The 21,199-nt window shown below is 61.1% G+C and carries 18 protein-coding genes and 6 tRNA genes; 16 read left to right on the top strand and 8 right to left on the bottom strand.

The window, feature by feature from the left end:
• The first annotated feature begins 294 nt into the window (after positions 1-294).
• The 8 genes from alaS (at position 295) to ACF8Q6_RS01905 (ending at position 5,406) form a co-directional block, all read left to right on the top strand.
• Complete coding sequence (gene alaS, locus ACF8Q6_RS01940; RefSeq protein ID WP_392491351.1) at positions 295-2,919, top strand: alanine--tRNA ligase; 2,625 nt, start codon at positions 295-297, stop codon at positions 2,917-2,919.
• A 102-nt stretch (positions 2,920-3,021) separates the two neighbouring features.
• Positions 3,022-4,257 (top strand): aspartate kinase, encoded by a 1,236-nt coding sequence (locus tag ACF8Q6_RS01935; protein WP_003254504.1) that lies wholly within the window; start codon positions 3,022-3,024, stop codon positions 4,255-4,257.
• Between the two features lie 166 nt (positions 4,258-4,423).
• A complete protein-coding gene (gene csrA, locus ACF8Q6_RS01930; RefSeq protein ID WP_003254503.1) occupies positions 4,424-4,612 on the top strand; it encodes a carbon storage regulator CsrA in 189 nt (62 codons plus the stop codon).
• Positions 4,613-4,684: 72 nt separating this feature from the next.
• Positions 4,685-4,775, top strand: a tRNA-Ser gene (locus tag ACF8Q6_RS01925).
• Positions 4,776-4,881: 106 nt separating this feature from the next.
• Positions 4,882-4,958, top strand: a tRNA-Arg gene (locus ACF8Q6_RS01920).
• Between the two features lie 71 nt (positions 4,959-5,029).
• A tRNA-Arg gene (locus ACF8Q6_RS01915) sits at positions 5,030-5,106 on the top strand.
• Between the two features lie 74 nt (positions 5,107-5,180).
• A tRNA-Arg gene (locus ACF8Q6_RS01910) sits at positions 5,181-5,257 on the top strand.
• A 72-nt stretch (positions 5,258-5,329) separates the two neighbouring features.
• A tRNA-Arg gene (locus tag ACF8Q6_RS01905) sits at positions 5,330-5,406 on the top strand.
• 7 nt (positions 5,407-5,413) lie between these two features.
• Here ACF8Q6_RS01905 and ACF8Q6_RS01900 read toward each other — a convergent pair.
• Positions 5,414-5,608 (bottom strand): hypothetical protein, encoded by a 195-nt coding sequence (locus ACF8Q6_RS01900; protein WP_392489675.1) that lies wholly within the window; start codon positions 5,606-5,608, stop codon positions 5,414-5,416.
• A 193-nt stretch (positions 5,609-5,801) separates the two neighbouring features.
• Between ACF8Q6_RS01900 and mgtE the strand changes: the two genes are divergently transcribed.
• Positions 5,802-7,244: a magnesium transporter gene (gene mgtE, locus ACF8Q6_RS01895; protein WP_003254500.1), complete on the top strand. Its 1,443-nt coding sequence runs from the start codon at positions 5,802-5,804 to the stop codon at positions 7,242-7,244.
• 106 nt (positions 7,245-7,350) lie between these two features.
• Here the strand turns inward: mgtE and ACF8Q6_RS01890 are convergent, their stop codons facing one another.
• Positions 7,351-7,677, bottom strand: a complete 327-nt coding sequence (locus tag ACF8Q6_RS01890; RefSeq protein ID WP_003254499.1) for an Arc family DNA-binding protein — start codon at positions 7,675-7,677, stop codon at positions 7,351-7,353.
• Between the two features lie 69 nt (positions 7,678-7,746).
• Between ACF8Q6_RS01890 and ACF8Q6_RS01885 the strand changes: the two genes are divergently transcribed.
• The 3 genes from ACF8Q6_RS01885 to ACF8Q6_RS01875 all read left to right on the top strand — a co-directional run bounded on the left by ACF8Q6_RS01885 (position 7,747) and on the right by ACF8Q6_RS01875 (position 8,803).
• Entirely contained in the window at positions 7,747-7,950 is a 204-nt protein-coding gene (locus ACF8Q6_RS01885; RefSeq protein ID WP_392498194.1) for a hypothetical protein, read from the top strand.
• Between the two features lie 71 nt (positions 7,951-8,021).
• Entirely contained in the window at positions 8,022-8,615 is a 594-nt protein-coding gene (gene phnN, locus ACF8Q6_RS01880) for a phosphonate metabolism protein/1,5-bisphosphokinase (PRPP-forming) PhnN (RefSeq protein ID WP_392489676.1), read from the top strand.
• Positions 8,616-8,726: 111 nt separating this feature from the next.
• Positions 8,727-8,803 (top strand) — tRNA-Arg (locus tag ACF8Q6_RS01875).
• A gap of 82 nt (positions 8,804-8,885) precedes the next feature.
• Here the strand turns inward: ACF8Q6_RS01875 and ACF8Q6_RS01870 are convergent.
• The gene (locus ACF8Q6_RS01870; RefSeq protein ID WP_392489677.1) at positions 8,886-10,268 is read right to left on the bottom strand and encodes an amino acid permease; all 1,383 of its coding nucleotides are present in this window, start codon (positions 10,266-10,268) and stop codon (positions 8,886-8,888) included.
• A 304-nt stretch (positions 10,269-10,572) separates the two neighbouring features.
• Entirely contained in the window at positions 10,573-11,100 is a 528-nt protein-coding gene (locus ACF8Q6_RS01865; protein WP_392489678.1) for a hypothetical protein, read from the bottom strand.
• Positions 11,101-11,315: 215 nt separating this feature from the next.
• Here ACF8Q6_RS01865 and ACF8Q6_RS01860 point away from each other — a divergent pair, with 215 nt between their 5' ends.
• A complete protein-coding gene (locus tag ACF8Q6_RS01860; protein ID WP_161773996.1) occupies positions 11,316-12,314 on the top strand; it encodes a diguanylate cyclase in 999 nt (332 codons plus the stop codon).
• Positions 12,315-12,586: 272 nt separating this feature from the next.
• Here the strand turns inward: ACF8Q6_RS01860 and lpdA are convergent, their stop codons facing one another.
• The 4 genes from lpdA to ACF8Q6_RS01840 are packed head-to-tail and all read right to left on the bottom strand — an operon-like array spanning position 12,587 to position 17,533.
• Positions 12,587-13,966 (bottom strand): dihydrolipoyl dehydrogenase, encoded by a 1,380-nt coding sequence (lpdA, locus tag ACF8Q6_RS01855; protein ID WP_003254489.1) that lies wholly within the window; start codon positions 13,964-13,966, stop codon positions 12,587-12,589.
• A 2-nt stretch (positions 13,967-13,968) separates the two neighbouring features.
• Positions 13,969-15,240: a dihydrolipoamide acetyltransferase family protein gene (locus ACF8Q6_RS01850; RefSeq protein ID WP_392494408.1), complete on the bottom strand. Its 1,272-nt coding sequence runs from the start codon at positions 15,238-15,240 to the stop codon at positions 13,969-13,971.
• A complete protein-coding gene (locus tag ACF8Q6_RS01845; protein WP_392494410.1) occupies positions 15,241-16,299 on the bottom strand; it encodes an alpha-ketoacid dehydrogenase subunit beta in 1,059 nt (352 codons plus the stop codon).
• 1 nt (position 16,300) lies between these two features.
• The gene (locus ACF8Q6_RS01840) at positions 16,301-17,533 is read right to left on the bottom strand and encodes a 3-methyl-2-oxobutanoate dehydrogenase (2-methylpropanoyl-transferring) subunit alpha (protein ID WP_003254486.1); all 1,233 of its coding nucleotides are present in this window, start codon (positions 17,531-17,533) and stop codon (positions 16,301-16,303) included.
• Positions 17,534-17,731: 198 nt separating this feature from the next.
• Here ACF8Q6_RS01840 and bkdR point away from each other — a divergent pair, with 198 nt between their 5' ends.
• From bkdR to ACF8Q6_RS01825, 3 genes are all read left to right on the top strand, one after another.
• Positions 17,732-18,217 (top strand): Bkd operon transcriptional regulator BkdR, encoded by a 486-nt coding sequence (bkdR, locus tag ACF8Q6_RS01835; protein ID WP_003254485.1) that lies wholly within the window; start codon positions 17,732-17,734, stop codon positions 18,215-18,217.
• Between the two features lie 232 nt (positions 18,218-18,449).
• Positions 18,450-19,691 carry a glutamine synthetase family protein gene (locus ACF8Q6_RS01830; RefSeq protein ID WP_392494418.1) on the top strand — a complete coding sequence of 414 codons (1,242 nt, stop codon included), beginning with the start codon at positions 18,450-18,452 and terminating at the stop codon, positions 19,689-19,691.
• 131 nt (positions 19,692-19,822) lie between these two features.
• Entirely contained in the window at positions 19,823-21,163 is a 1,341-nt protein-coding gene (locus tag ACF8Q6_RS01825; RefSeq protein ID WP_392494412.1) for an MFS transporter, read from the top strand.
• Positions 21,164-21,199: the final 36 nt, after the last annotated feature.

Genomic DNA, 21,199 nt, shown 5'->3' with positions numbered 1-21,199 from the left:
CCCGCGAAGCAGGCGACACGGTTTCGGATCCTATCCATGATGAAAACCTTTTAATTCACCGCCTGTTCCATTTTCCCCTCCCTTAAGCGGTAATTGGCTTGCCAGTGGCGAAACACAGGATTTAGCATCCGGTCATGTCGTTTTCGTTTGCATAGCCCGAAAAACCGTCCAAACGATGGCTTCTATCGTATAAACACACTGCATCAAGACTGCAGGACCGATATAATGCGGCCCTTTGCCGTCGTTTCGTCGACGCGTTTGCCCAACAGGGCCGCCGTTTCCGTGGAAGAACCTATGAAAAGCGCAGAAATCCGTGAAGCCTTCCTTCGCTTCTTCGAAGAGCAGGGACATACCCGAGTCGCCTCCAGTTCGCTGATCCCGAACAACGACCCGACCCTGCTGTTCACCAACGCAGGCATGAACCAGTTCAAGGACTGCTTCCTCGGTGCGGAGAAGCGCGCCTACACGCGTGCTGTCAGCAGCCAGAAGTGCGTGCGTGCCGGTGGCAAGCACAACGACCTGGAAAACGTCGGTTACACCGCGCGTCACCACACCTTCTTCGAAATGCTGGGCAACTTCAGCTTCGGCGACTATTTCAAGCGCGATGCCATTACCTTCGCCTGGACCTTCCTGACGTCTGAGCAGTGGCTGAACCTGCCTAAGGAAAAGCTCTGGGTCACCGTCTACGCCACCGACGACGAAGCCTACGACATTTGGACCAAGGAAGTCGGCGTGCCGGCCGAGCGCATGGTGCGCATCGGCGATAACAAGGGCGCCCCGTACGCCTCCGACAACTTCTGGACCATGGGCGATACCGGCCCGTGCGGCCCATGCACCGAGATCTTCTACGATCACGGCCCGGATATCTGGGGTGGCCCACCTGGCTCGCCAGAAGAAGACGGTGACCGCTACATCGAGATCTGGAACAACGTCTTCATGCAGTTCAACCGCACAGCCGACGGTGTGTTGCACCCGCTGCCAGCGCCGTCGGTGGACACCGGCATGGGCCTGGAGCGCGTCAGCGCCGTGCTGCAGCACGTGCATTCGAACTACGAGATCGACCTGTTCCAGAACCTGCTGGCTGCCGCGGCCAAGGCCATCGGTTGCAGCAATGACGGCCAGGCCTCGCTGAAAGTGGTCGCCGACCACATCCGTTCGTGCGGCTTCCTGATTGCCGACGGCGTGCTGCCGTCCAACGAGGGCCGTGGCTACGTGCTGCGCCGCATCATTCGCCGCGCTTGCCGTCACGGTAACAAGCTGGGCGCCAAGGGCAGCTTCTTCTACCAGATCGTTGCCGCGCTGGCCGCTGAAATGGGCGAAGCCTTCCCGGAGCTGAAGAGCCAGCAAGCGCACATCGAGCGCGTGCTCAAGGCCGAAGAAGAGCAGTTCGCCAAGACCCTGGAGCAGGGCCTGCGCATCCTCGAGCAAGACCTGGCCCAGCTGAAAGGCGACGTGGTGCCAGGCGACGTGGTGTTCAAGCTGTACGACACCTATGGCTTCCCGATGGACCTGACTGCCGACATCGCCCGTGAGCGTGAGCTGACTATCGACGAAGCCGGCTTCGAGCGCGAAATGGACGCCCAGCGTGAGCGTGCCCGTTCCGCCAGCGCCTTCGGCCTGGATTACAACAGCCTGGTCAAGGTCGACAGCGCCACCGAGTTCCTCGGTTACGACGCCACCGAGGGCCAGGGCAAGATCATCGCCCTGTACAAGGACGGCCAATCCGTTGACCAGCTGGGTGAAGGCGAGCAGGGCGTTGTGGTGCTCGACCGCACGCCGTTCTACGCCGAGTCCGGTGGTCAGGTGGGTGACAGCGGCTTCCTGCAGGCAGGTGCTGCACGCTTCGACGTGCGTGATACCACCAAGACCGGCGGCGCCTTCCTGCACCACGGCGTGGTGACCAGCGGTGCGCTGCTGATCGGTTCGCCCGTCGAGGCCAAGGTCGATGCCGACGTACAGCACGCCACCTCGTTGAATCACTCCGCCACCCACCTGCTGCACGAAGCATTGCGCCAGGTACTGGGCGAGCATGTACAGCAGAAGGGCTCGCTGGTCGACAGCCAGCGCCTGCGTTTCGACTTCAGCCACTTCGAAGCGGTGAAGCCGGAGCAGATCAAGCAGCTGGAAGACATCGTCAACCGCGAGATTCGCAAGAACACCCCGGTTGAAACCGAACTGACCGACATCGAAACTGCCAAGGCCAAAGGCGCAATGGCGCTGTTCGGCGAGAAATACGGCGACACCGTGCGTGTGCTGAGCATGGGCGGTGATTTTTCGGTGGAATTGTGCGGCGGTATCCACGCCAAGCGCACCGGTGACATCAGCCTGTTCAAGATCATCAGCGAAGGCGGCGTGGCCTCGGGTGTGCGCCGTATCGAAGCCGTAACCGGTGCCGCTGCGCTGGCTTACCTGAACGCTGCCGAAGAGCAGGTCAAGGAAGCCGCACAACTGGTCAAGGGTAACCGCGACAACCTGATCGACAAGCTGTCGGCTGTGCTCGAGCGCAACCGCCAGCTGGAGAAGCAGCTGGAACAGCTGCAGGCCAAGGCCGCCAGCGCCGCCGGGGACGATCTCTCCAACGCGGCCGTTGAGGTCAAGGGTGCCAAGGTCCTCGCCGCCCGCCTGGATGGGCAGGATGGCAAGGCCCTGCTGGCCCTGGTCGATCAGCTGAAGAACAAGCTCGGCCACGCAGTGATCCTGCTGGGCAGCGAGCATGAGGGCAAGGTTGTGCTGGTGGCCGGCGTGACCAAGGACCTCTCCAGCCAACTCAAGGCTGGCGATCTGATGAAACAAGCCGCTGCGGCGGTGGGTGGCAAGGGCGGCGGCCGTCCGGACATGGCCCAGGGTGGTGGCGTCGACGTCGCTGCCCTGGACCAGGCCCTGGCGCTGGCCGTGCCATTCGCAGAGCAGGGACTTTGAGATGAGGGGGTGGAGGGTCTAGTGGCCACACAGGCCACTCCCGTCCACCCCTTCATGTTGGATTGTTTTTTGGGGCCCTGTATGGGCTGAGGCACCATTGAAATGGCGTTGATCGTACAGAAATTTGGCGGCACCTCTGTCGGTTCCATCGAGCGGATCGAGCAGGTAGCCGAAAAGGTCAAGAAACACCGTGAAGCGGGCGACGACCTGGTGGTTGTGCTGTCGGCCATGAGCGGTGAAACCAATCGCCTGATCGACTTGGCCAAGCAGATCACCGATCAGCCGGTTCCTCGTGAACTGGACGTGATCGTGTCGACGGGTGAGCAGGTCACCATTGCCCTGCTGACCATGGCCTTGATCAAGCGTGGTGTGCCAGCGGTGTCCTACACCGGCAACCAGGTGCGTATTCTCACCGACAGCTCGCACAACAAGGCGCGCATTCTGCAAATCGACGACCAGAAGATTCGTGCCGACCTCAAGGAAGGTCGCGTGGTCGTGGTTGCAGGCTTCCAGGGTGTCGACGAGCACGGCAGCATCACTACCCTGGGTCGTGGTGGCTCTGATACCACCGGCGTGGCCCTGGCGGCGGCGCTGAAGGCTGATGAGTGCCAGATCTACACTGATGTTGATGGCGTCTACACCACCGACCCGCGCGTCGTGCCACAGGCTCGTCGCCTGGAGAAGATCACCTTCGAAGAGATGCTGGAAATGGCCAGCCTTGGTTCCAAGGTGCTGCAGATCCGTTCGGTGGAGTTCGCCGGCAAGTACAACGTTCCGCTGCGCGTGCTGCACAGCTTCAAGGAGGGTCCGGGTACCCTCATTACCATTGATGAAGAGGAATCCATGGAACAGCCGATCATTTCCGGTATCGCCTTCAACCGTGATGAAGCAAAGCTGACCATTCGCGGCGTGCCGGATACCCCGGGCGTGGCCTTCAAGATCCTCGGCCCGATCAGCGCTTCGAACATCGAAGTCGACATGATCGTGCAGAACGTTGCTCACGATAACACCACCGACTTCACCTTCACCGTGCACCGCAATGAGTACGAGAAGGCGCAGAGCGTGCTGGAAAACACTGCGCGCGAAATCGGTGCCCGTGAAGTGATCGGCGACACCAAGATCGCCAAGGTCTCGATCGTTGGTGTCGGCATGCGTTCGCACGCCGGTGTTGCCAGCTGCATGTTCGAAGCCCTGGCCAAGGAGAGCATCAACATCCAGATGATCTCCACTTCCGAGATCAAGGTTTCGGTGGTGCTCGAAGAGAAGTACCTGGAGCTGGCCGTGCGCGCGCTGCATACCGCGTTCGATCTGGATGCTCCTGCCCGACAGGGCGAGTAAGGCGCTGCCTGGAAGGGCGCGGCTTGCCGCGCCCTTCGCGTTTCTGCTCGCCGCGCAGGCCCTGTCCTGCCCTGTGCGGCGAGTAACCGGGGCCATGGTCGTCGTCCGCGACCCGGCCCGATATCCAAGACTGTTACCCCTGAATGTTTTGCGTAAGGAGAAAGCTATGTTGATTCTGACTCGTCGGTGCGCCGAGAGCCTGATCATTGGAGACGGCGAGATCACCGTGACGGTGCTTGGCGTCAAAGGCAACCAGGTGCGTATTGGCGTGAGCGCCCCGAAAGAAGTGGCAGTTCACCGCGAGGAAATCTACCTGCGGATCAAGAAGGAGAAGGATGAAGAGCCAAGCCTTTAATTTTTTTGAAGTTTTTTTCAAAAAAAGGGTTGCAAAGGTGAAAGAGGTTCTTTAATATTCGCCTCGTGTTGCGGTGAGGTGGCCGAGTGGCCGAAGGCGCTCCCCTGCTAAGGGAGTATACCTCATAAGGGTATCGGGGGTTCGAATCCCCCCTTCACCGCCATTATTTGCGTAGGGCGCTGTAAACGGTAGGAACGCTAAGTAGTTGTTTTATAACGAAAAGCTTCTTGCAAAAATGTTTCAGCGACCTATAATGCGCGGCAAGACACGGACTCATAGCTCAGCTGGATAGAGTACTCGGCTACGAACCGAGCGGTCGCAGGTTCGAATCCTGCTGAGTCCGCCACTTTTGAAGTGGCTTTGTTTGCAAGGCTGCTTCAATCAACCAGCGGTATCTGGTCTAAAACTGCCAATCGCGGACTCATAGCTCAGCTGGATAGAGTACTCGGCTACGAACCGAGCGGTCGCAGGTTCGAATCCTGCTGAGTCCGCCACTTTCTTGAAGTGGTTCTGCTTGCAAAGCCATTTCAGTCAACCAGCGGTAATCTGGTTTAAAACTGCCAATCGCGGACTCATAGCTCAGCTGGATAGAGTACTCGGCTACGAACCGAGCGGTCGCAGGTTCGAATCCTGCTGAGTCCGCCACTTTTTGAAGTGGTTCTGCTTGCAAAGCTACTTCAGTCAACCAGTGGTAATCTGGTCTAAAACTACCACCACGGACTCATAGCTCAGCTGGATAGAGTACTCGGCTACGAACCGAGCGGTCGCAGGTTCGAATCCTGCTGAGTCCGCCATACCCCATCAGAAAGCCCGCTCAATAGAGCGGGCTTTTTGTTGTGCGCCAATGAATTCTTGAGCCTGTCGATCTACGCTCTTCTGTAATGATTGCGGTGTAGTCTTGAGCCGCTGAGCGGCCTCAAAAATCAAATGTGCTTTCTCATCCACAACAACCGTCGCACTGATAGCTTCGAGCGTTGTCCCAGCTTTATCACGCAAACGATTGTTCTGGCCAAAAATTTAAGCGATCTGACAGCTTTAGCAGTGTATGATTGCGCCCGTCAGCCCCGCCGGGGCTTGTGGAAAACCACCATGGACTTACCCAGTAGTTACTCGCTAACACGATTCATACAGAAAGATCTGACCGATTGATTCCCTCGGCGTGCTCCGCTGCTGGGAGTGGAGTTCGCCTATGACCGAAGTAGAAGTTAAAAAAGCGCAAGAAAGCCTGCAGGATCGCCTGGCCCAGGTGGTTGAACTGCTGCAGCGTCAGCGCATGGTCGAAGACCTGACCCATCGCCAGGAAGGCGCGCACAATGACCTGGTGGAAAACCTGGTCCACCGCCAGAACCTCGTCGAGCTGCAGCGCAAGCTCGATGACCTGCACCCCGCCGACATCGCCTACATCCTCGAAGCCTTGCCCCTGGAAGATCGCCTGACGGTCTGGCAGCTGGTGCGCTCGGAGCGCGATGGCGACATCCTGCTGGAAGTTTCCGATTCGGTTCGCCAATCGCTGATCGCCGACATGGACGATCACGAGCTGCTGGCTGCCGCCAAGGAGATGGACGCCGACGAACTGGCCGACCTCGCCCCAGAGCTGCCGCGTGACGTTGTTCACGAGCTGATGGAAACCCTCGATGCCCAGCAACGCGAGCGAGTGCGTTCGGCGCTGAGCTACGACGAGGAGCAGGTCGGTGCGTTGATGGACTTCGAGATGGTCACCATCCGCGAAGATGTCAGCCTGGAAGTGGTGCTGCGCTACCTGCGCCGCCTGAAAGAATTGCCGAACCACACCGACAAGTTGTTCGTGGTCGATTACGACGGCATCCTCAAGGGGGTATTGCCGATCAAGCGCCTGCTGGTCAACGACCCGGAGAAGAAGGTGGCGGAGGTCATGGCGACCGACCCTGTCTCCTTCCAGCCCGAGGAAGATGCCTACGATGCAGCGCAGGCTTTCGAGCGTTATGACCTGGTATCCGCCCCGGTGGTCGACAAGAGCGAACGCCTGATCGGCCGTCTGACCATCGACGAAATGGTTGACCTGATTCGTGAGGAAAGCGAGAGCGAAGTCCTCAACATGGCGGGTCTGCGTGAAGAGGAAGATATTTTCGCCTCGGTCTGGCGTTCGTTCCGCAACCGTTGGGCGTGGCTGGCCATCAATCTGATTACCGCGTTCGTTGCTTCGCGAGTGATCGGGTTGTTCGAAGGTTCGATTGAAAAGCTGGTGGCGTTGGCTGCGTTGATGCCGATCGTTGCCGGTATTGGTGGCAACTCTGGTAACCAGACCATCACCATGATCGTCCGCGCCATGGCCCTGGACCAAGTGTCGCCAGGCAATACCAGCCGCTTGATGCGCAAGGAGTTGGCGGTGTCGCTGATCAACGGCCTGGTTTGGGGCGGAGTGATTGGTGCGGTGGCTTTCTGGCTGTATGGCAGCTGGTCGCTGGGGGTGGTAATGACCGCAGCGATGACCTTGAACCTGTTATTGGCCGCGCTGATGGGCGTGCTGATCCCGATGACCTTGGCCCGCCTGGGGCGCGACCCTGCGATGGGGGCGAGCGTGATGATCACTGCTGTGACCGACAGCGGTGGTTTCTTCATCTTCCTTGGTCTGGCGACGCTGTTCCTGTTGTAAGCCGATCCTCCCTGTGGGAACGTCCCACAGGGAAATGCCTTTGCTGCCAATCAGTCATCCACAAAAAAGCCAGCTTACGCTGGCTTTTTTGTGTTCGCTGCAGGCCTCAGGAAGCGTCTGCGGCCATTTCCACATCGTGAGCGATGAGGGCGACCAGGGCGTTCTGCTGGCGGTGGGACAGTTGGCGGAATCGCTGCAGCAACTCGCGCTCATGCAGGGATAGCTCAGGGCTGTCCAGGCGCATGCTCAGTTCGTCACCCAGCGCACCTTCCTGGATAAGGCTCTGCTCCAGGCGTGCAATGATCTCGGAGTTCATGCTGCGGTGGTGGTTGCGCGCTACCTCGGCAATGCGCTCACGCATTCCGTCTGGCAGGCGGACGACGAACTTGTCAGCGGTGCGGCTCGAATAAATAGCCTGTTTCATTGGGCGCATATAAATTGACCAGAGTTTGGTTCAGGGGAAGCGGTTCTCAAATTGGCCGCACGGGATGGAAGTACGACCGTGGCGACGACAAAATGTTCAACCGCCAGTGAAAAATGGATGCTCATCTTGCCTCATGGTCGCCGTTTGCTTGGCGTCAATTATGTGACAAATAGTGAGCCGGATAAAGGCTTTATGCCAGTACCAATTATCAGAAATGAGCACTGGTTTGAAAAGTTTTACATGTTCTGGCTAGCCTGGCCGTCAGTCTTTTGCCGTCAATAATCGGTAAAACGCAGAAAAATGCCCAGAAAAGCCCTAGAATGCGCCGGTTCTCTCCATAGAGCATAGTGGCTATGCAACATGACGCAAGCGACCGCCGATCAGGGACAGGCCGGTTGATATTTCTGATTGGGCCGTCGGGTTCCGGGAAAGATTCCCTGATCGACGCATCGCGTGAGCAACTGGCCCTCGCCGGGGTAGAAATTGCCCGCCGGGTCATCACCCGTTCGGCCGAAGCCAAAGGCGAAGCTGCCCAAGGGGTCACGCCTGAGCAGTTTGATGCCTTGCGCGCGCAGGGTGCGTTTGCCATGCACTGGCGGGCCAATGGCCTGGACTATGGCATACCCCGGCAGGTGGACCAGTGGTTGGCGGCGGGCAGGGCAGTGCTGGTGAATGGCTCTCGGGCTTATCTGCCAGAAGCCCGTCAGCGCTACCCGGATTTGTTGGCCGTGTTGGTTGAGGTCAAGCCTGAGGTGCTGCGCCAGCGCTTGCTGGCCCGGGGCCGGGAAACCGCAGAAGAAGTGGAGCAGCGCCTGGCGCGCAGCGCACGCTTGCAAGCTGCAGCCGACCCGTCGGTACATGTGCTGGATAATTCTTCCACACTGGAGGCGGCGGTCGCCGCATTCGTTTCGCTGCTTCGCCATCAGGGCGTGCTACCACGGGGATAGCAGCGGCAGAAAAGGATTACGCGAAAAAGCCCAGTTGAGACATGACAAACGCCAGCATGCTGGTTAACATGCTGGCCATCCCGCTGTGCAGCGCTCGCTGCCGGTCGTAGCGTCTCAGTAGCTCAATTGGATAGAGCATCCCCCTCCTAAGGGGAAGGTTGCAGGTTCAATTCCTGCCTGGGACGCCATTCTCGTCATTCCCATTATTGTCTCCGTTGCCTTTGTCGCCGTCGTGCTGCTGTTGACAGCACCTGCGCTTGGCCAGCGCTGTCATGCATCACGTTCGTGGCATAACGCCGCGCTTGGGGCCAGCCGCTGACGCATCAGGAAGTACCCCGCCACCACCAGCAGTACCGTCAGCACCGTGAACCAGAATTGGAAACGCGATGCCGGGTCGAACGCCTGGGTGCCGATGACTGCCAGCAAGGCGAACAGCGCAATGATATTGGTGTAGGGGAACAGCCAGGCACGGAAGGCGTTTGGGGCGACCGCTTCGTGGCGGGTTTTCCTGCGCATGGCCACGTGGGCGATGATGATGAAGATCCATACGACCATGACCAGGCTGCCGGTACTCTTGGCCAAGGTCATGAACAGGTCGCCGCCACTGACAAAGTGCACGGTCAGGATCATCGTGCAGATCGACAGGCTCAGCAGCAGCGCATTGATCGGTACGCCCTTGGCACTGGTGCGTGAGAACAGCTTGGGCGCGTGACCGCGCTGGCTCAGCGAGAACAGCATGCGTGAGTTGGAGAACATGAACGAGTTCATCACCGACATGAACGAGACGAACAGCACCAGTTTCATGGCCACTGCAGCACCACCGAACCCGGCCAGGCTGAACAATGAAACATAGGGCGAGGCCAGGTTGGCCTTGTCGGTCCAGGGCAGGCAAAGGATCAGGATCGACACAGAACCTACGTAGAACAGCATCACCCGCAGGATCACGCTCTTGATCGCGCGGATCACGTTCTGTCGCGGGTTCTCTGATTCACCCGCGGCCACGGCGGCAATTTCGCTGCCGCCCAGGGAGAAAATCACCACGATAACGCCGGCCATCACCGGTGACAGGCCGTTGGGCATGAAGCCGTCATGGGCGGTGAGGTTGATCAGGCCGGGGGCGGGAATCTCACTGTGCAGGCCGAGCAGGATCGACACGCCCAGCAGCATGAAGATGAGGATGGTGGCGACCTTCATCGCGGCCAGCCAATACTCGACTTCGGCAAACGAACGCACCGAGTAGGCGTTGCTGGCCATGAGTGTCACCAGCATCAGGAAGGCGCCTGCCCAGATCGGTAGCCAGGGCAGGAAGTCATGCAGGATGGCGCCCAGCAGTACCGCTTCCAGGGTGATGGTCATCATCGACTTGAACCAGTACAGCCAGCCGACCGTAAACCCTGCCCAGTCCCCGAGGTAGGTGTTGGCGTAGGTCGAGAACGACCCTGCATCCGGGTTGCGGCAGGCCATTTCGCCCAGCATGAACATGACCAGGGTGACCACCAGGCCACCAATGAAATACGACAGTATGGCCGCGGGCCCTGCCGATGCGATCAGTGAGCCCGAGCCCATGAACAGCCCTGCACCGATCACCCCACCCAGGGCGATCATGGTGATATGCCGCTGCTTGAGGCTTTGCTTCAAATCGTGTGATTGCATTTCCTTGTCCTCTCTTATTTTAGGGGGGATCCGACATCGTTCCCCTACGCAGGCATCGTCATGCGCCTGCGTCCACGCGTGGCAAATAGCTACCAGCCTGCCACCCTGGACAATAAGGCCAAGGACCTCAAACGAATTCTCTGCACAACATCCTGCCGATTTTTCCTGAGACCGGTGATGGCGCCGGTAGCGGTGCAGTTGACGAAGCCATGCACCACCTGACCATCGACGCCACCGGACACCGGTCAGGCTGAAGCGCCTTGGACGAACTGCGGCGCTCTCCTTACCGGCCGCTTCCACTGCTTCATATCGGGCTTGCCGCTTGTTGCTCTTCATCCAGGTCGCCGTCCGCTTTGGCGATCTGCTCTTGCGCTTTCTCCTCGATCTTGCGCTTGATGTCTTCTTTCATGCGCTGGGCGATCAACTCGTCGACCTTTGCTTTCATTTCGGGCGGCAGGGCGTCGTACTCTTCTTCGGTCAGGCCTATTTCACGCAGCAGTTTCTCCTTGATCATCTCGCCGGGCGACTTGGACATGAAGTCGTGAAATTCCTGTCGGGCAGTCTTGGGCGGTAGTGGTTCTCCGATGAGGGGCTCGGTGGTCGCAGAACCCAGGTTTTGCAGCATCACCTTGAATTTGGCAAAGGCTTCTGCACGAGCCTCCTCAGCGTTTTGCTGAGCGGTACTGCCCCCGCTCTGTTGTTGGCTCGCCGTGTTGGCGGTGGTTATTGGCGCGCGGACCGGTGCAATCTGGGCCACTGTCTGCTCATCGCTGGTGTACCGAGGCTGGTGGAGCGTGGGCTGCCAGCTGACGCCGTTAGGGGCGATTATCATGTTTCCTCCTTGGAAATCTCGTTGGCAGGTACCTAGCGCAAAAGCCATGCCAGCGCTGTGCCGGTCGAAATCAGGGCGTTGGCGCTATTTCGGTTGCACACGGGTGGGCATATGCTTGCCCGTGATAGGCATCATCTTGCCGCTCGCGGCAATCAACACCACTGTCGGCAGCCCCTTGATCGGAGCGCAGTTGCTGGGCATCAGGGAGAGCGTCCATGAGTCAAGAAACCCGGCCGGTACCTGCCGGCTTCAGTGAACAGCAATTGCACACCTTGTTCGATTTGATCAGTGATGGCATCTGGGACTGGAATGCCAATACCGGCTACGTTTATCGCAACCCGGGCTGGTACAGCATGCTGGGTTATGCCAGCCACTCCATGGCCAACTCGGTATTTACCTGGGAAAGCGTGATCCATCCCGAAGACTACCCCCGGGTAATGGCCCATTTCGAGGCCTATATCAATCAGCGCAACGAGCGCTACCGCATTGAATACCGTTGCCGTTGTCAGGACGGCAGCTATATCTGGATCGAAGACAGCGGCTACGTCATCGCGCATAACGAGGACGGCTCCGTGGCACGCATGCTGGGTGCGCATCGCAATATCGACGCTGGCAAGCGCTTGGTGACTCAACTGGAGCAGAAGAACCAGTCGCTGGAATTTCAGGTGGCCGAACGCACCCGTGAGTTGTCCTGGGTGAACCAGCAGTTGCAGCGGCAACTGGACGAAAACCGTGAATTGGCCGAACGCGATGCGTTGACCCGTGTCGCCAACCGTTACCGGCTGGAGAGCGCGTTGCAGCGGGAGTGCCAGCGCGCCCAGCGCTTCCGCCAGCCGTTGTCGCTGATCGCCATGGACATGGATGATTTCAAACCGATCAATGACCGCTACGGTCACGCCCGTGGCGATGCGGCGCTGGTTCGGGTGGCCGAAAGCCTGCGCACCTGCTTGCGCGAACTGGACCTGCTGGCGCGCTGGGGCGGCGACGAGTTCGTCATCGTGCTGCCGCAGACCGCGTTGGGGGAGGCGCTGGATGTGGCGGCGCGCTTGCGCCAGGTGCTGGAGCAGGTGGAGCCGGTGGGTGATTGCCGGCTGACCATGAGCTATGGCGTGGTGCAATGGCGGGAAGGGGAGGACCAGCACGCGCTGCTGGCGCGTGCCGACAAGGCGCTCTACAGGGCCAAGGGGACAGGCAAGAACGCAATCGCCGAGTAGCTAGTGTGGTGTTTCACAAATAACGACCATAACTCGCGGCGCTTTTTGCGCTCATGCGGCGTTGTCGCTCCTCGCCGTAGCTGGGCTACGACTCGTCGCGACGCCTTGTCTGAGCGCAAAAAGCGCTCGCGAGTTATTGGCCGTATTTGCAAAACACCACACTAGCCCCTCAAAGAGCGTGCGGTTTTCTGGACGCTTGGATGGCCTGAATGAAAAAAGACCCGCAGCGCCTCTCGGCGCAGCGGGCCAAATCGGCCTCGGCCGCTTCAGTGTCAGATATGCAAGGCGTGGCCCAGGGCGCGCAGTGCGGCTTCCTGTACCGCTTCACCCAGCGTTGGGTGGGCATGAATGGTGCCGGCCACATCTTCCAGGCACGCGCCCATCTCCAGCGATTGGGCAAACGCGGTGGACAGCTCGGAGACCGCCACGCCAACCGCCTGCCAACCCACGATCAGGTGGTTGTCACGGCGCGCCACCACCCGCACGAAACCGCTTTTCGACTCCAGGCTCATGGCCCGGCCATTGGCGGCAAACGGGAACTGCGCGACGATGCAGTCCAGGCCCTGCTGGCTGGCTTGTTCCGGGGTCTTGCCGACCACCACCACTTCCGGGTCGGTAAAGCACACGGCGGCAATCGCTGCCGGCTCGAAGCGTCGGGCCTTGCCGGCGATGATTTCGGCGACCATCTCGCCCTGGGCCATGGCCCGGTGCGCCAGCATCGGTTCGCCAGCGACGTCGCCGATGGCCCAGACGTTGTGCATGCTGGTGTGACAGCGCTCGTCGATGGCAATGGCGGCGCCGTTCATCTTCAGGTCCAGGCATTCCAGGTTGAAGCCCTTGGTGCGTGGCCGGCGGCCCACGGCCACCAGCACCTGATCGGCCTCAAGACGCAGTTGCCCACCCTTGCCGTCGCTGGCCAGCAGGCAGCCATTTTCGTAGCCCTCGACGCTGTGGCCCAGGTGCAACGCGATGCCCAGTTTCTTCAGCGACTCGGCCACCGGGGCGGTCAATTCGCTGTCGTAGGTCGGCAGGATGCGTTCGCGCGCTTCCACCACACTCACCTGTGCACCCAGCTTGCGGTAGGCAATGCCCAGCTCCAGGCCGATATAGCCACCGCCGACCACCACCAGGTGTTGCGGCAGGGCTTTCGGCGCCAGGGCTTCGGTCGAGGAAATCACCGGGCCACCCAGCGGCAGCATCGGCAGTTCGACACTGCTGGAACCGGTCGCCAGCAACAGATGCTCGCACTGGATACGCTGGCCATCGACCTCGACCTGCTTGCCGTCCAGTACCTTGGCCCAGCCATGCATCACTTTCACCCCGTGCTTTTTCAGCAAGGCGGCAACACCGGTGGTCAGACGGTCGACAATGCCGTCCTTCCAGGTGACGCTCTGGCCGATGTCCAGGCGCGGCGAAGCCACGCTGATGCCCAGCGGCGAGGGTTCGGTAAAGCGCGAGGCCTGGTGAAACTGCTCGGCCACGTGGATCAGCGCCTTGGACGGGATGCAGCCGATGTTCAGGCAGGTGCCGCCCAGTGCCTGGCCTTCCACCAGTACGGTAGGAATGCCCAGTTGCCCGGCGCGGATGGCTGCTACATAGCCGCCAGGGCCGCCGCCGATGATCAACAGGGTAGTCTGGATAATCTGTTGCATGCTCACTCCACGAACAGGCAGGCGGGTTGTTCGAGCAGGCCACGCACGGCCTGGATGAACAGGGCGGCGTCCATGCCATCGACCACGCGATGGTCGAACGAGCTGGACAGGTTCATCATCTTGCGCACGACGATCTGGCCATCAATCACCACCGGTCGTTCGACCATGCGGTTGACCCCGACGATTGCCACTTCCGGGGTGTTGACCACCGGCGTGCTGACAATGCCACCCAGGGCGCCAAGGCTGGTCAGGGTGATGGTCGAGCCGGACAGCTCTTCACGGCTGGCCTTGTTGTTACGTGCTGCGTTGGCCAGGCGCGAAATCTCGGCGGCATTGGCCCACAGGCTGCCCGCTTCGGCGTGGCGCAGCACCGGTACCATCAGGCCGTTGTCACCTTGGGTGGCAATGCCCACATGGACCGCGCCATGGCGGGTGATGATCTGCGCTTCGTCGTCGTAGGTCGCGTTGATCTGCGGGAAGTCACGCAGCGCCACGACGAGGGCGCGCACCAGGAATGGCAGCAAGGTCAGTTTGCCGCGGCTGTTGCCGTGCTTGCTGTTGAGTTGCTGGCGCAGGGCTTCCAGGGCGGTGACGTCGATTTCCTCGACATAACTGAAGTGCGCGACCCGGCGTTTGGCGTCCTGCATGCGCTGGGCGATCTTGCGGCGCAGGCCAATCACCGGCACCTGCTCGCTGTCGGTGCGCTTGGCATAACCATCAGGTGCTTGCCCGGCATTGCTTTGCGGCTTGCTCATGAAGGCGTCGAGGTCTTCGTGCAGAATGCGCCCGGCCGGGCCGCTACCATGCACATAACGCAGTTCGATACCGGCGTCCAGGGCGCGTTTGCGCACAGCTGGCGAGGCCAGCGGCTTGTCGCCCGGCTGGCGCGGCACGATGGTTGCAGCTTCGTGGTTGGCGGGCGCCTGGTACACGGCGGGTTTTACGTCTTTCTGCGGTTCCGGCTTGGCTGCAATCGGGGCGGCCGGGGCCTCTACCGGTTTTGGCTGAGGCACATCCACATGGTTGCCGCTGCCTTCCACTTCGATGCGGATCAGTTCGCTACCGACCGCCATCACTTCCCCGGGCTGGCCACCCAGGGCCAACACCTTGCCGCTGACCGGCGAGGGGATTTCCACGGTGGCCTTGTCGGTCATGACGTCGGCCACCACCTGGTCCTCGGCGATGATGTCGCCGACCTTGACGAACCATTCCACCAACTCGACCTGCGCGATGCCTTCGCCAATGTCCGGCATCTTGATGACGTGCGTGCCCATTCAGACCTCCATGACCTTTTTAAGTGCCGCACCTACCCGCGAAGGGCCGGGGAAGTAAGCCCATTCCTGTGCGTGAGGGTAGGGGGTGTCCCAGCCGGTGACGCGCTCGATCGGCGCCTCCAGGTGGTGGAAGCAGTGCTCCTGCACCAGCGACACCAGCTCGGCACCGAAGCCGCAGGTGCGGGTGGCCTCGTGCACCACCACGCAACGGCCGGTCTTTTTCACCGACTCGACGATGGTGTCCAGGTCCAGCGGCCACAGGCTGCGCAGGTCGATCACTTCGGCATCGACGCCGCTTTCTTCGGCGGCCACCTGGGCCACGTACACCGTGGTGCCGTAGGTCAGCACGGTCACGTCATTGCCAGGGCGGGTAATGGCGGCCTTGTCCAGCGGTACGGTGTAATAGCCGTCGGGCACGGCGCTGTGCGGGTGCTTCGACCATGGGGTTACCGGGCGGTCGTGGTGGCCATCGAACGGGCCGTTGTACAGGCGTTTGGGCTCCAGGAAGATTACCGGGTCGTCGCATTCGATCGAGGCAATCAGCAGGCCTTTGGCGTCATAAGGGTTGGACGGCATCACGGTGCGCAGGCCGCAGACCTGGGTGAACATCGCTTCAGGGCTCTGGCTGTGAGTCTGGCCGCCATAGATGCCGCCGCCACAAGGCATGCGCAGGGTCAGCGGGGCAATGAACTCGCCGGCCGACCGGTAACGCAGGCGGGCCAGCTCGGAGACGATCTGGTCGGAGGCCGGGTAGAAGTAGTCGGCGAACTGGATCTCCACCACCGGGCGCAGGCCATAGGCGCCCATGCCCACGGCGGTACCGACGATGCCGCTCTCGGAGATGGGCGCGTCGAACACGCGCGATTTGCCGAACTTGTTCTGCAGGCCTTCGGTGCAGCGGAACACGCCGCCGAAGTAACCGACGTCCTGGCCGTACACCACCACATTGTCGTCGCGCTCAAGCATGACATCCATGGCCGAGCGCAGGGCCTGGATCATGGTCATGGTAGTGGTGGCCATGGCGGTTTCCGGGTTGATGCTGTTGTTGTGGTCGTTCATCTCAAACCCCCAGTTCCTGGCGTTGACGGCGCAGGTGTTCGGGCATCTCCTTGTACACATCCTCGAACATCGAGGCGGCGCTCGGGATGTGCCCGTTAGCCAGGGTGCCGTACTGCTCGGCTTCTTTCTGTGCGGCAATCACCGCAGCTTCGAGCTCGGCCGTGACGGCCTGGTGTTCTTCTTCGGACCAGTGGCCAATCTTGATCAGGTGCTGCTTCAGGCGGGCGATCGGGTCACCCAGCGGGAAGTGGCTCCAGTCATCGGCAGGGCGGTACTTGGAGGGGTCGTCCGACGTCGAGTGCGGGCCGGCACGGTAGGTGACCCACTCGATCAGGCTTGGGCCCAGGCCGCGGCGGGCGCGCTCGGCAGCCCAGCGCGAGGCGGCGTACACGGCGACGAAGTCGTTGCCGTCAACCCGCAGCGAAGCAATACCGCAACCCACGCCACGGCCGGCGAAGGTGGTCGACTCGCCACCGGCGATGGCCTGGAAGGTAGAAATCGCCCACTGGTTGTTGACCACATTGAGGATCACCGGGGCGCGGTAAACGTGGGCAAAGGTGAGGGCGGTGTGGAAGTCCGACTCGGCGGTGGCTCCGTCACCGATCCACGCCGAAGCAATCTTGGTATCGCCCTTGATCGCCGAGGCCATGGCCCAGCCGACTGCCTGCACGAACTGGGTCGCCAGGTTGCCGCTGATGGTGAAGAAGCCGGCTTCGCGCACCGAGTACATGATCGGCAACTGGCGGCCCTTGAGGGGGTCGCGCTCGTTGGACAGCAGTTGGCAGATCATCTCGACCAGCGATACGTCGCGGGCCATCAGGATGCTTTGCTGGCGGTAGGTCGGGAAGCACATGTCGGTGCGGTTCAGCGCCAGCGCCTGGCCACTGCCGATGGCTTCTTCGCCCAGGCTTTGCATGTAGAAGGACATCTTCTTCTGGCGCTGGGCGACCACCATGCGGCTGTCGAAGATCCGCGTCTTGAGCATGGCGCGCATGCCTTGACGAAGGATCTGTGGGTCGATGTCTTCGGCCCAGGGGCCTTGCGCATCGCCTTGCTCGTCAAGCACGCGGACCAGGCTGTAGGACAGGTCGGCAGTGTCGGCAGCATCGACATCGATAGCGGGTTTACGGGCTTGACCTGCGTCATTGAGGCGCAGGTAGGAAAAATCGGTCTGGCAGCCTGGCCGGCCGGTGGGCTCGGGCACATGCAAACGCAGGGGGGCGTACTCGTTCATGCTTTTTACGCTCGCTCGGGTATTTGTTTTTGTGAGCTCTGAAGCGGCCGCCGCTGAGTACCGGCTTGTGACTGGTAAGTCAGCGTCACCTACATCTTAGTGGCCCGGCAGGAGAATTTTTCTCTCAAGTTGATTGCCTTTGCCGAGCGAGGCAGATAAACATTCCGCATAAACACAAAAAACCGGTGATTTTGTCTTATGCGCAAACTCGATCGTACTGATATCGGCATTCTCAACAGCCTGCAAGAGAACGCCCGCATCACCAATGCCGAGCTGGCACGCTCGGTGAACCTGTCGCCCACGCCGTGTTTCAACCGGGTGCGGGCCATGGAAGAACTGGGGGTAATCCGCCAGCAGGTGACCTTGCTGTCGCCTGAGGTGCTGGGGCTGGATGTGAATGTGTTTATCCATGTCAGCCTGGAAAAACAGGTGGAGCAGTCGTTGCATCGGTTTGAAGAAGAGATCGCCGAGCGGCCCGAGGTGATGGAGTGCTACCTGATGACCGGGGACCCGGATTACCTGTTGCGGGTGCTGCTGCCGAGCATCCAGGCGCTGGAGCGGTTTCTCGATTACCTCACGCGCTTGCCGGGGGTGGCCAATATTCGTTCGAGTTTTGCCCTGAAGCAGGTGCGCTACAAAACGGCATTGCCGTTGCCGGCCAATGGCATGACCTTGCGGGAGTAGGGGGCTGTGCCCGCCTCTTCGCGGGTCGCACCACCTGTAGGCGCGGGTTTACCCGCGAAGAGGCCGACACAGGCGCCTATATAGGCTGCTTGATATTTTAAACACCCGCAGCCTATGTTGATGTCAGCCTACAACAACAAGGACAAGCGTCATGAGCACCGCTCAGCTCCAGGGCATCGATGAAATCGAATGCGTCACCCCCGACCTCAACGGTGTTCCGCGCGGCAAGGTGATGACCGCCGACGGCTTCCTCGAAGGCCGTCGTCTGCAGATGGCCCGGGGTGTGCTGCTGCAGTGCATCATGGGCGGCTACCCAGCAGCGAAATTCTACGGCAGTGATGACGGCGACCTGGCACTGGTGGCCGAACCCAGTCAGGTCCACCGCCTGCCCTGGAGCGATGACGGCCGCGCCTTGGCCATCTGCGATGCCAACGAGCTGGATGGCCGGCCCTCGGCACTGTCCACCCGGGGCCAGCTGAAGGCCGTGATAGCCCGCTATGCGGCACTGGGCCTGGCGCCGGTAGTGGCAACCGAACTGGAGTTCTTCGTCTTCGCCCCCAACACCGACCCGCAGCAACCGTTCCTGCCGCCTGTAGGCAGCGATGGCCGCCGCGAGCTGGGCCATTCGGCGTTCAGTGTCAGTTCCAACAACGGCCTGCGCCCGTTCTTCAAGGAGGTGTACCACTGCATGGCCGCGCTCGGCCTGCCACGTGACACCTTCATGCACGAAATGGGTGTCAGCCAGTTCGAGATCAACCTGCTGCACGGTGACCCGCTGCTGTTGGCCGACCAGACCTTCCTGTTCAAGCACCTGCTCAAGGAAGTGGCGCTCAAGCACGGGCTGAATGTGGTCTGCATGGCCAAGCCGCTGGCGCGTACGCCCGGCAGTTCCATGCACATTCACCAGAGCCTGGTCGAGGCCGGCAGCGGGCGTAACGTGTTCAGTGACGAGCAGGGCCTGCCGACAGACACCTTCCACCATTTCATCGGCGGGTTGCAGGCGTGCATGGCCGACTTCACCGCCCTGTTCGCGCCCAACGTCAATTCCTACCAGCGCCTGTGCCACCCCTATGCCTCGCCGAACAATGCGTGCTGGTCCGAGGACAATCGCGCCGCTGGCTTGCGCATTCCGGCCAGTGCACCGGTCGCGCGACGGGTGGAAAACCGCCTGCCTGGGGCCGATGCAAACCCGTACCTGGCCATTGCTGCCAGCCTGGCCGCCGGGCTGCATGGCATCGAGCAGCGCTTGCAGCCATCGCCAGCCATCCAGGGCGAATTCGAAGTGCCCGAGCACCTGAGCCTGCCGTGCACGCTGCACGCAGCCCTTGAAAGGCTCAAGCGCAGCACGCTGGCGCGGGAACTGTTCGGCAGCGAGTTCATCGAAGGCTACATTGCGAGCAAGACGCTTGAGCTGAGCGATTTCTTCGACGAGATCACGCCGTGGGAGCGCCGGGTCCTGGCGGCACAGGCCTGAGCGCGACACAACCTGCACCGGGCACGCCCCCGCAATGCCAAATAGCTGTCGGGGGCCTGCGCCAGGCGGTTTTTGCCTTTATGCTGCTAGCACCCAAAACTGCCACCTGACCAGGGAGCTCCACGGGACGTATGCGAAATGTATGGAAGCCTTTTCAGTCGTTGTATTTCGCCGCGCTGATGATGTTGATCGGCTCGGGCCTGCTCAGCACCTACCTGGCCCTGCGCCTGGCTGCCGACCACGTCGACAGCCTGTGGGTGGGGGCGTTGATGGCGGCCAACTACTTTGGTCTGGCGGTTGGCGGCAAGGTTGGCCACCGGCTGATCGGACGGGTAGGGCACATACGCGCCTATGCCACCTGTGCCGGTATCGTCGGCGCTGCGGTGCTCGGTCATGGCCTGACCAGCTGGCTGCCGGCCTGGGTCGGGCTGCGCGTGATCGTCGGCCTGGGGATGATGTGCCAATACATGGTCATTGAGAGCTGGCTCAATGAGCAGGCCGATGTGAAGCACCGGGGCGCGGTGTTCAGCGGCTACATGATTGCCTCGTACCTGGGCCTGGTGCTTGGCCAGTTGATTCTGGTGGTGCACCCGCAGCTCGGCCCTGAGTTGCTGATGCTGGTGGCGATGTGCTTTGCCCTGTGCCTGGTGCCCGTGGCGATGACCCGGCGTATTCACCCGGCGCCCCTGCGCCCGGCACCGATGGAGCCGAAGTTCTTCATCAAGCGCGTGCCGCAGTCGCTCAGTACGGTTTTGGGCTCGGGGCTGATTGTCGGCTCGTTCTACGGTCTGGCGCCTTTATATGCGTCAAGCCAGGGGATGAGTACCGAGCAGATCGGTCTGTTCATGGGTAGCTGCATTTTTGCCGGCCTGCTGGTGCAGTGGCCGCTGGGCTGGTTGTCTGACCGTTATGACCGGGCGGTGCTGATTCGGAGTGTGGCAGTGGGGCTGGCGCTGGCGGCTGCGCCATTGGCAGTACTGCCCAGTGTGCCGCTGGAGTTGCTGTTCGGTATCGGCTTCCTGATCTCGTTGCTGCAGTTCTGCCTGTACCCGCTGGCGGTTGCCTTTTCCAATGACCACGTGGAAAGCGAGCGCCGGGTATCGCTGACGGCGATGCTGTTGGTGACCTACGGTGTGGGTGCATGCGTCGGCCCGCTGGCGGCAGGGGTTCTGATGAAAGTGCTGGGCGCGCAGATGCTGTATGCCTTCTTCGTATTCTTTGCCCTGGTGCTGGTCTGGCGCATTCGGCCGAAAGCGGTTACCGGCCTGCATCAGGTACAGGATGCACCGCTGGGCCACGTGGCGATGCCGGCGGCCGGTTCGCCATTGTCGGCGGCGCTGGACCCGCGAGTGGATGAGCAGACGGTGCAGGACGTGATGCAGGCGCCGGTGGCGGCTGAAGACACCGAGGATGAAGAGAAGGGCGCGCAGCAACAGGCGCCTGAACCTGAAGAGGTCAGCAAGTCGGTGTAGGAGCGGGTTTACCCGCGAAGAGGCCAGCCCAGCAGA

Origin of the sequence: Pseudomonas sp. GLN_2, from assembly GCF_043106005.1 — a bacterium.
Lineage (GTDB): Bacteria > Pseudomonadota > Gammaproteobacteria > Pseudomonadales > Pseudomonadaceae > Aquipseudomonas > Aquipseudomonas alloputida.
This window is presented reverse-complemented; position numbering and strand designations above follow the sequence as displayed.

Coding starts and splice junctions, on each gene's coding strand:
- alaS (WP_392491351.1), top strand. CDS start 295: ATGAAAAGCGCAGAAATCCGTGAAGCCTTCCTTCGCTTCTTCGAAGAG.
- ACF8Q6_RS01935 (WP_003254504.1), top strand. CDS start 3,022: ATGGCGTTGATCGTACAGAAATTTGGCGGCACCTCTGTCGGTTCCATC.
- csrA (WP_003254503.1), top strand. CDS start 4,424: ATGTTGATTCTGACTCGTCGGTGCGCCGAGAGCCTGATCATTGGAGAC.
- mgtE (WP_003254500.1), top strand. CDS start 5,802: ATGACCGAAGTAGAAGTTAAAAAAGCGCAAGAAAGCCTGCAGGATCGC.
- ACF8Q6_RS01890 (WP_003254499.1), bottom strand. CDS start 7,677: ATGCGCCCAATGAAACAGGCTATTTATTCGAGCCGCACCGCTGACAAG.
- phnN (WP_392489676.1), top strand. CDS start 8,022: ATGCAACATGACGCAAGCGACCGCCGATCAGGGACAGGCCGGTTGATA.
- ACF8Q6_RS01870 (WP_392489677.1), bottom strand. CDS start 10,268: ATGCAATCACACGATTTGAAGCAAAGCCTCAAGCAGCGGCATATCACC.
- ACF8Q6_RS01865 (WP_392489678.1), bottom strand. CDS start 11,100: ATGATAATCGCCCCTAACGGCGTCAGCTGGCAGCCCACGCTCCACCAG.
- ACF8Q6_RS01860 (WP_161773996.1), top strand. CDS start 11,316: ATGAGTCAAGAAACCCGGCCGGTACCTGCCGGCTTCAGTGAACAGCAA.
- lpdA (WP_003254489.1), bottom strand. CDS start 13,966: ATGCAACAGATTATCCAGACTACCCTGTTGATCATCGGCGGCGGCCCT.
- ACF8Q6_RS01850 (WP_392494408.1), bottom strand. CDS start 15,240: ATGGGCACGCACGTCATCAAGATGCCGGACATTGGCGAAGGCATCGCG.
- ACF8Q6_RS01845 (WP_392494410.1), bottom strand. CDS start 16,299: ATGAACGACCACAACAACAGCATCAACCCGGAAACCGCCATGGCCACC.
- ACF8Q6_RS01840 (WP_003254486.1), bottom strand. CDS start 17,533: ATGAACGAGTACGCCCCCCTGCGTTTGCATGTGCCCGAGCCCACCGGC.
- bkdR (WP_003254485.1), top strand. CDS start 17,732: ATGCGCAAACTCGATCGTACTGATATCGGCATTCTCAACAGCCTGCAA.
- ACF8Q6_RS01830 (WP_392494418.1), top strand. CDS start 18,450: ATGACCGCCGACGGCTTCCTCGAAGGCCGTCGTCTGCAGATGGCCCGG.
- ACF8Q6_RS01825 (WP_392494412.1), top strand. CDS start 19,823: ATGCGAAATGTATGGAAGCCTTTTCAGTCGTTGTATTTCGCCGCGCTG.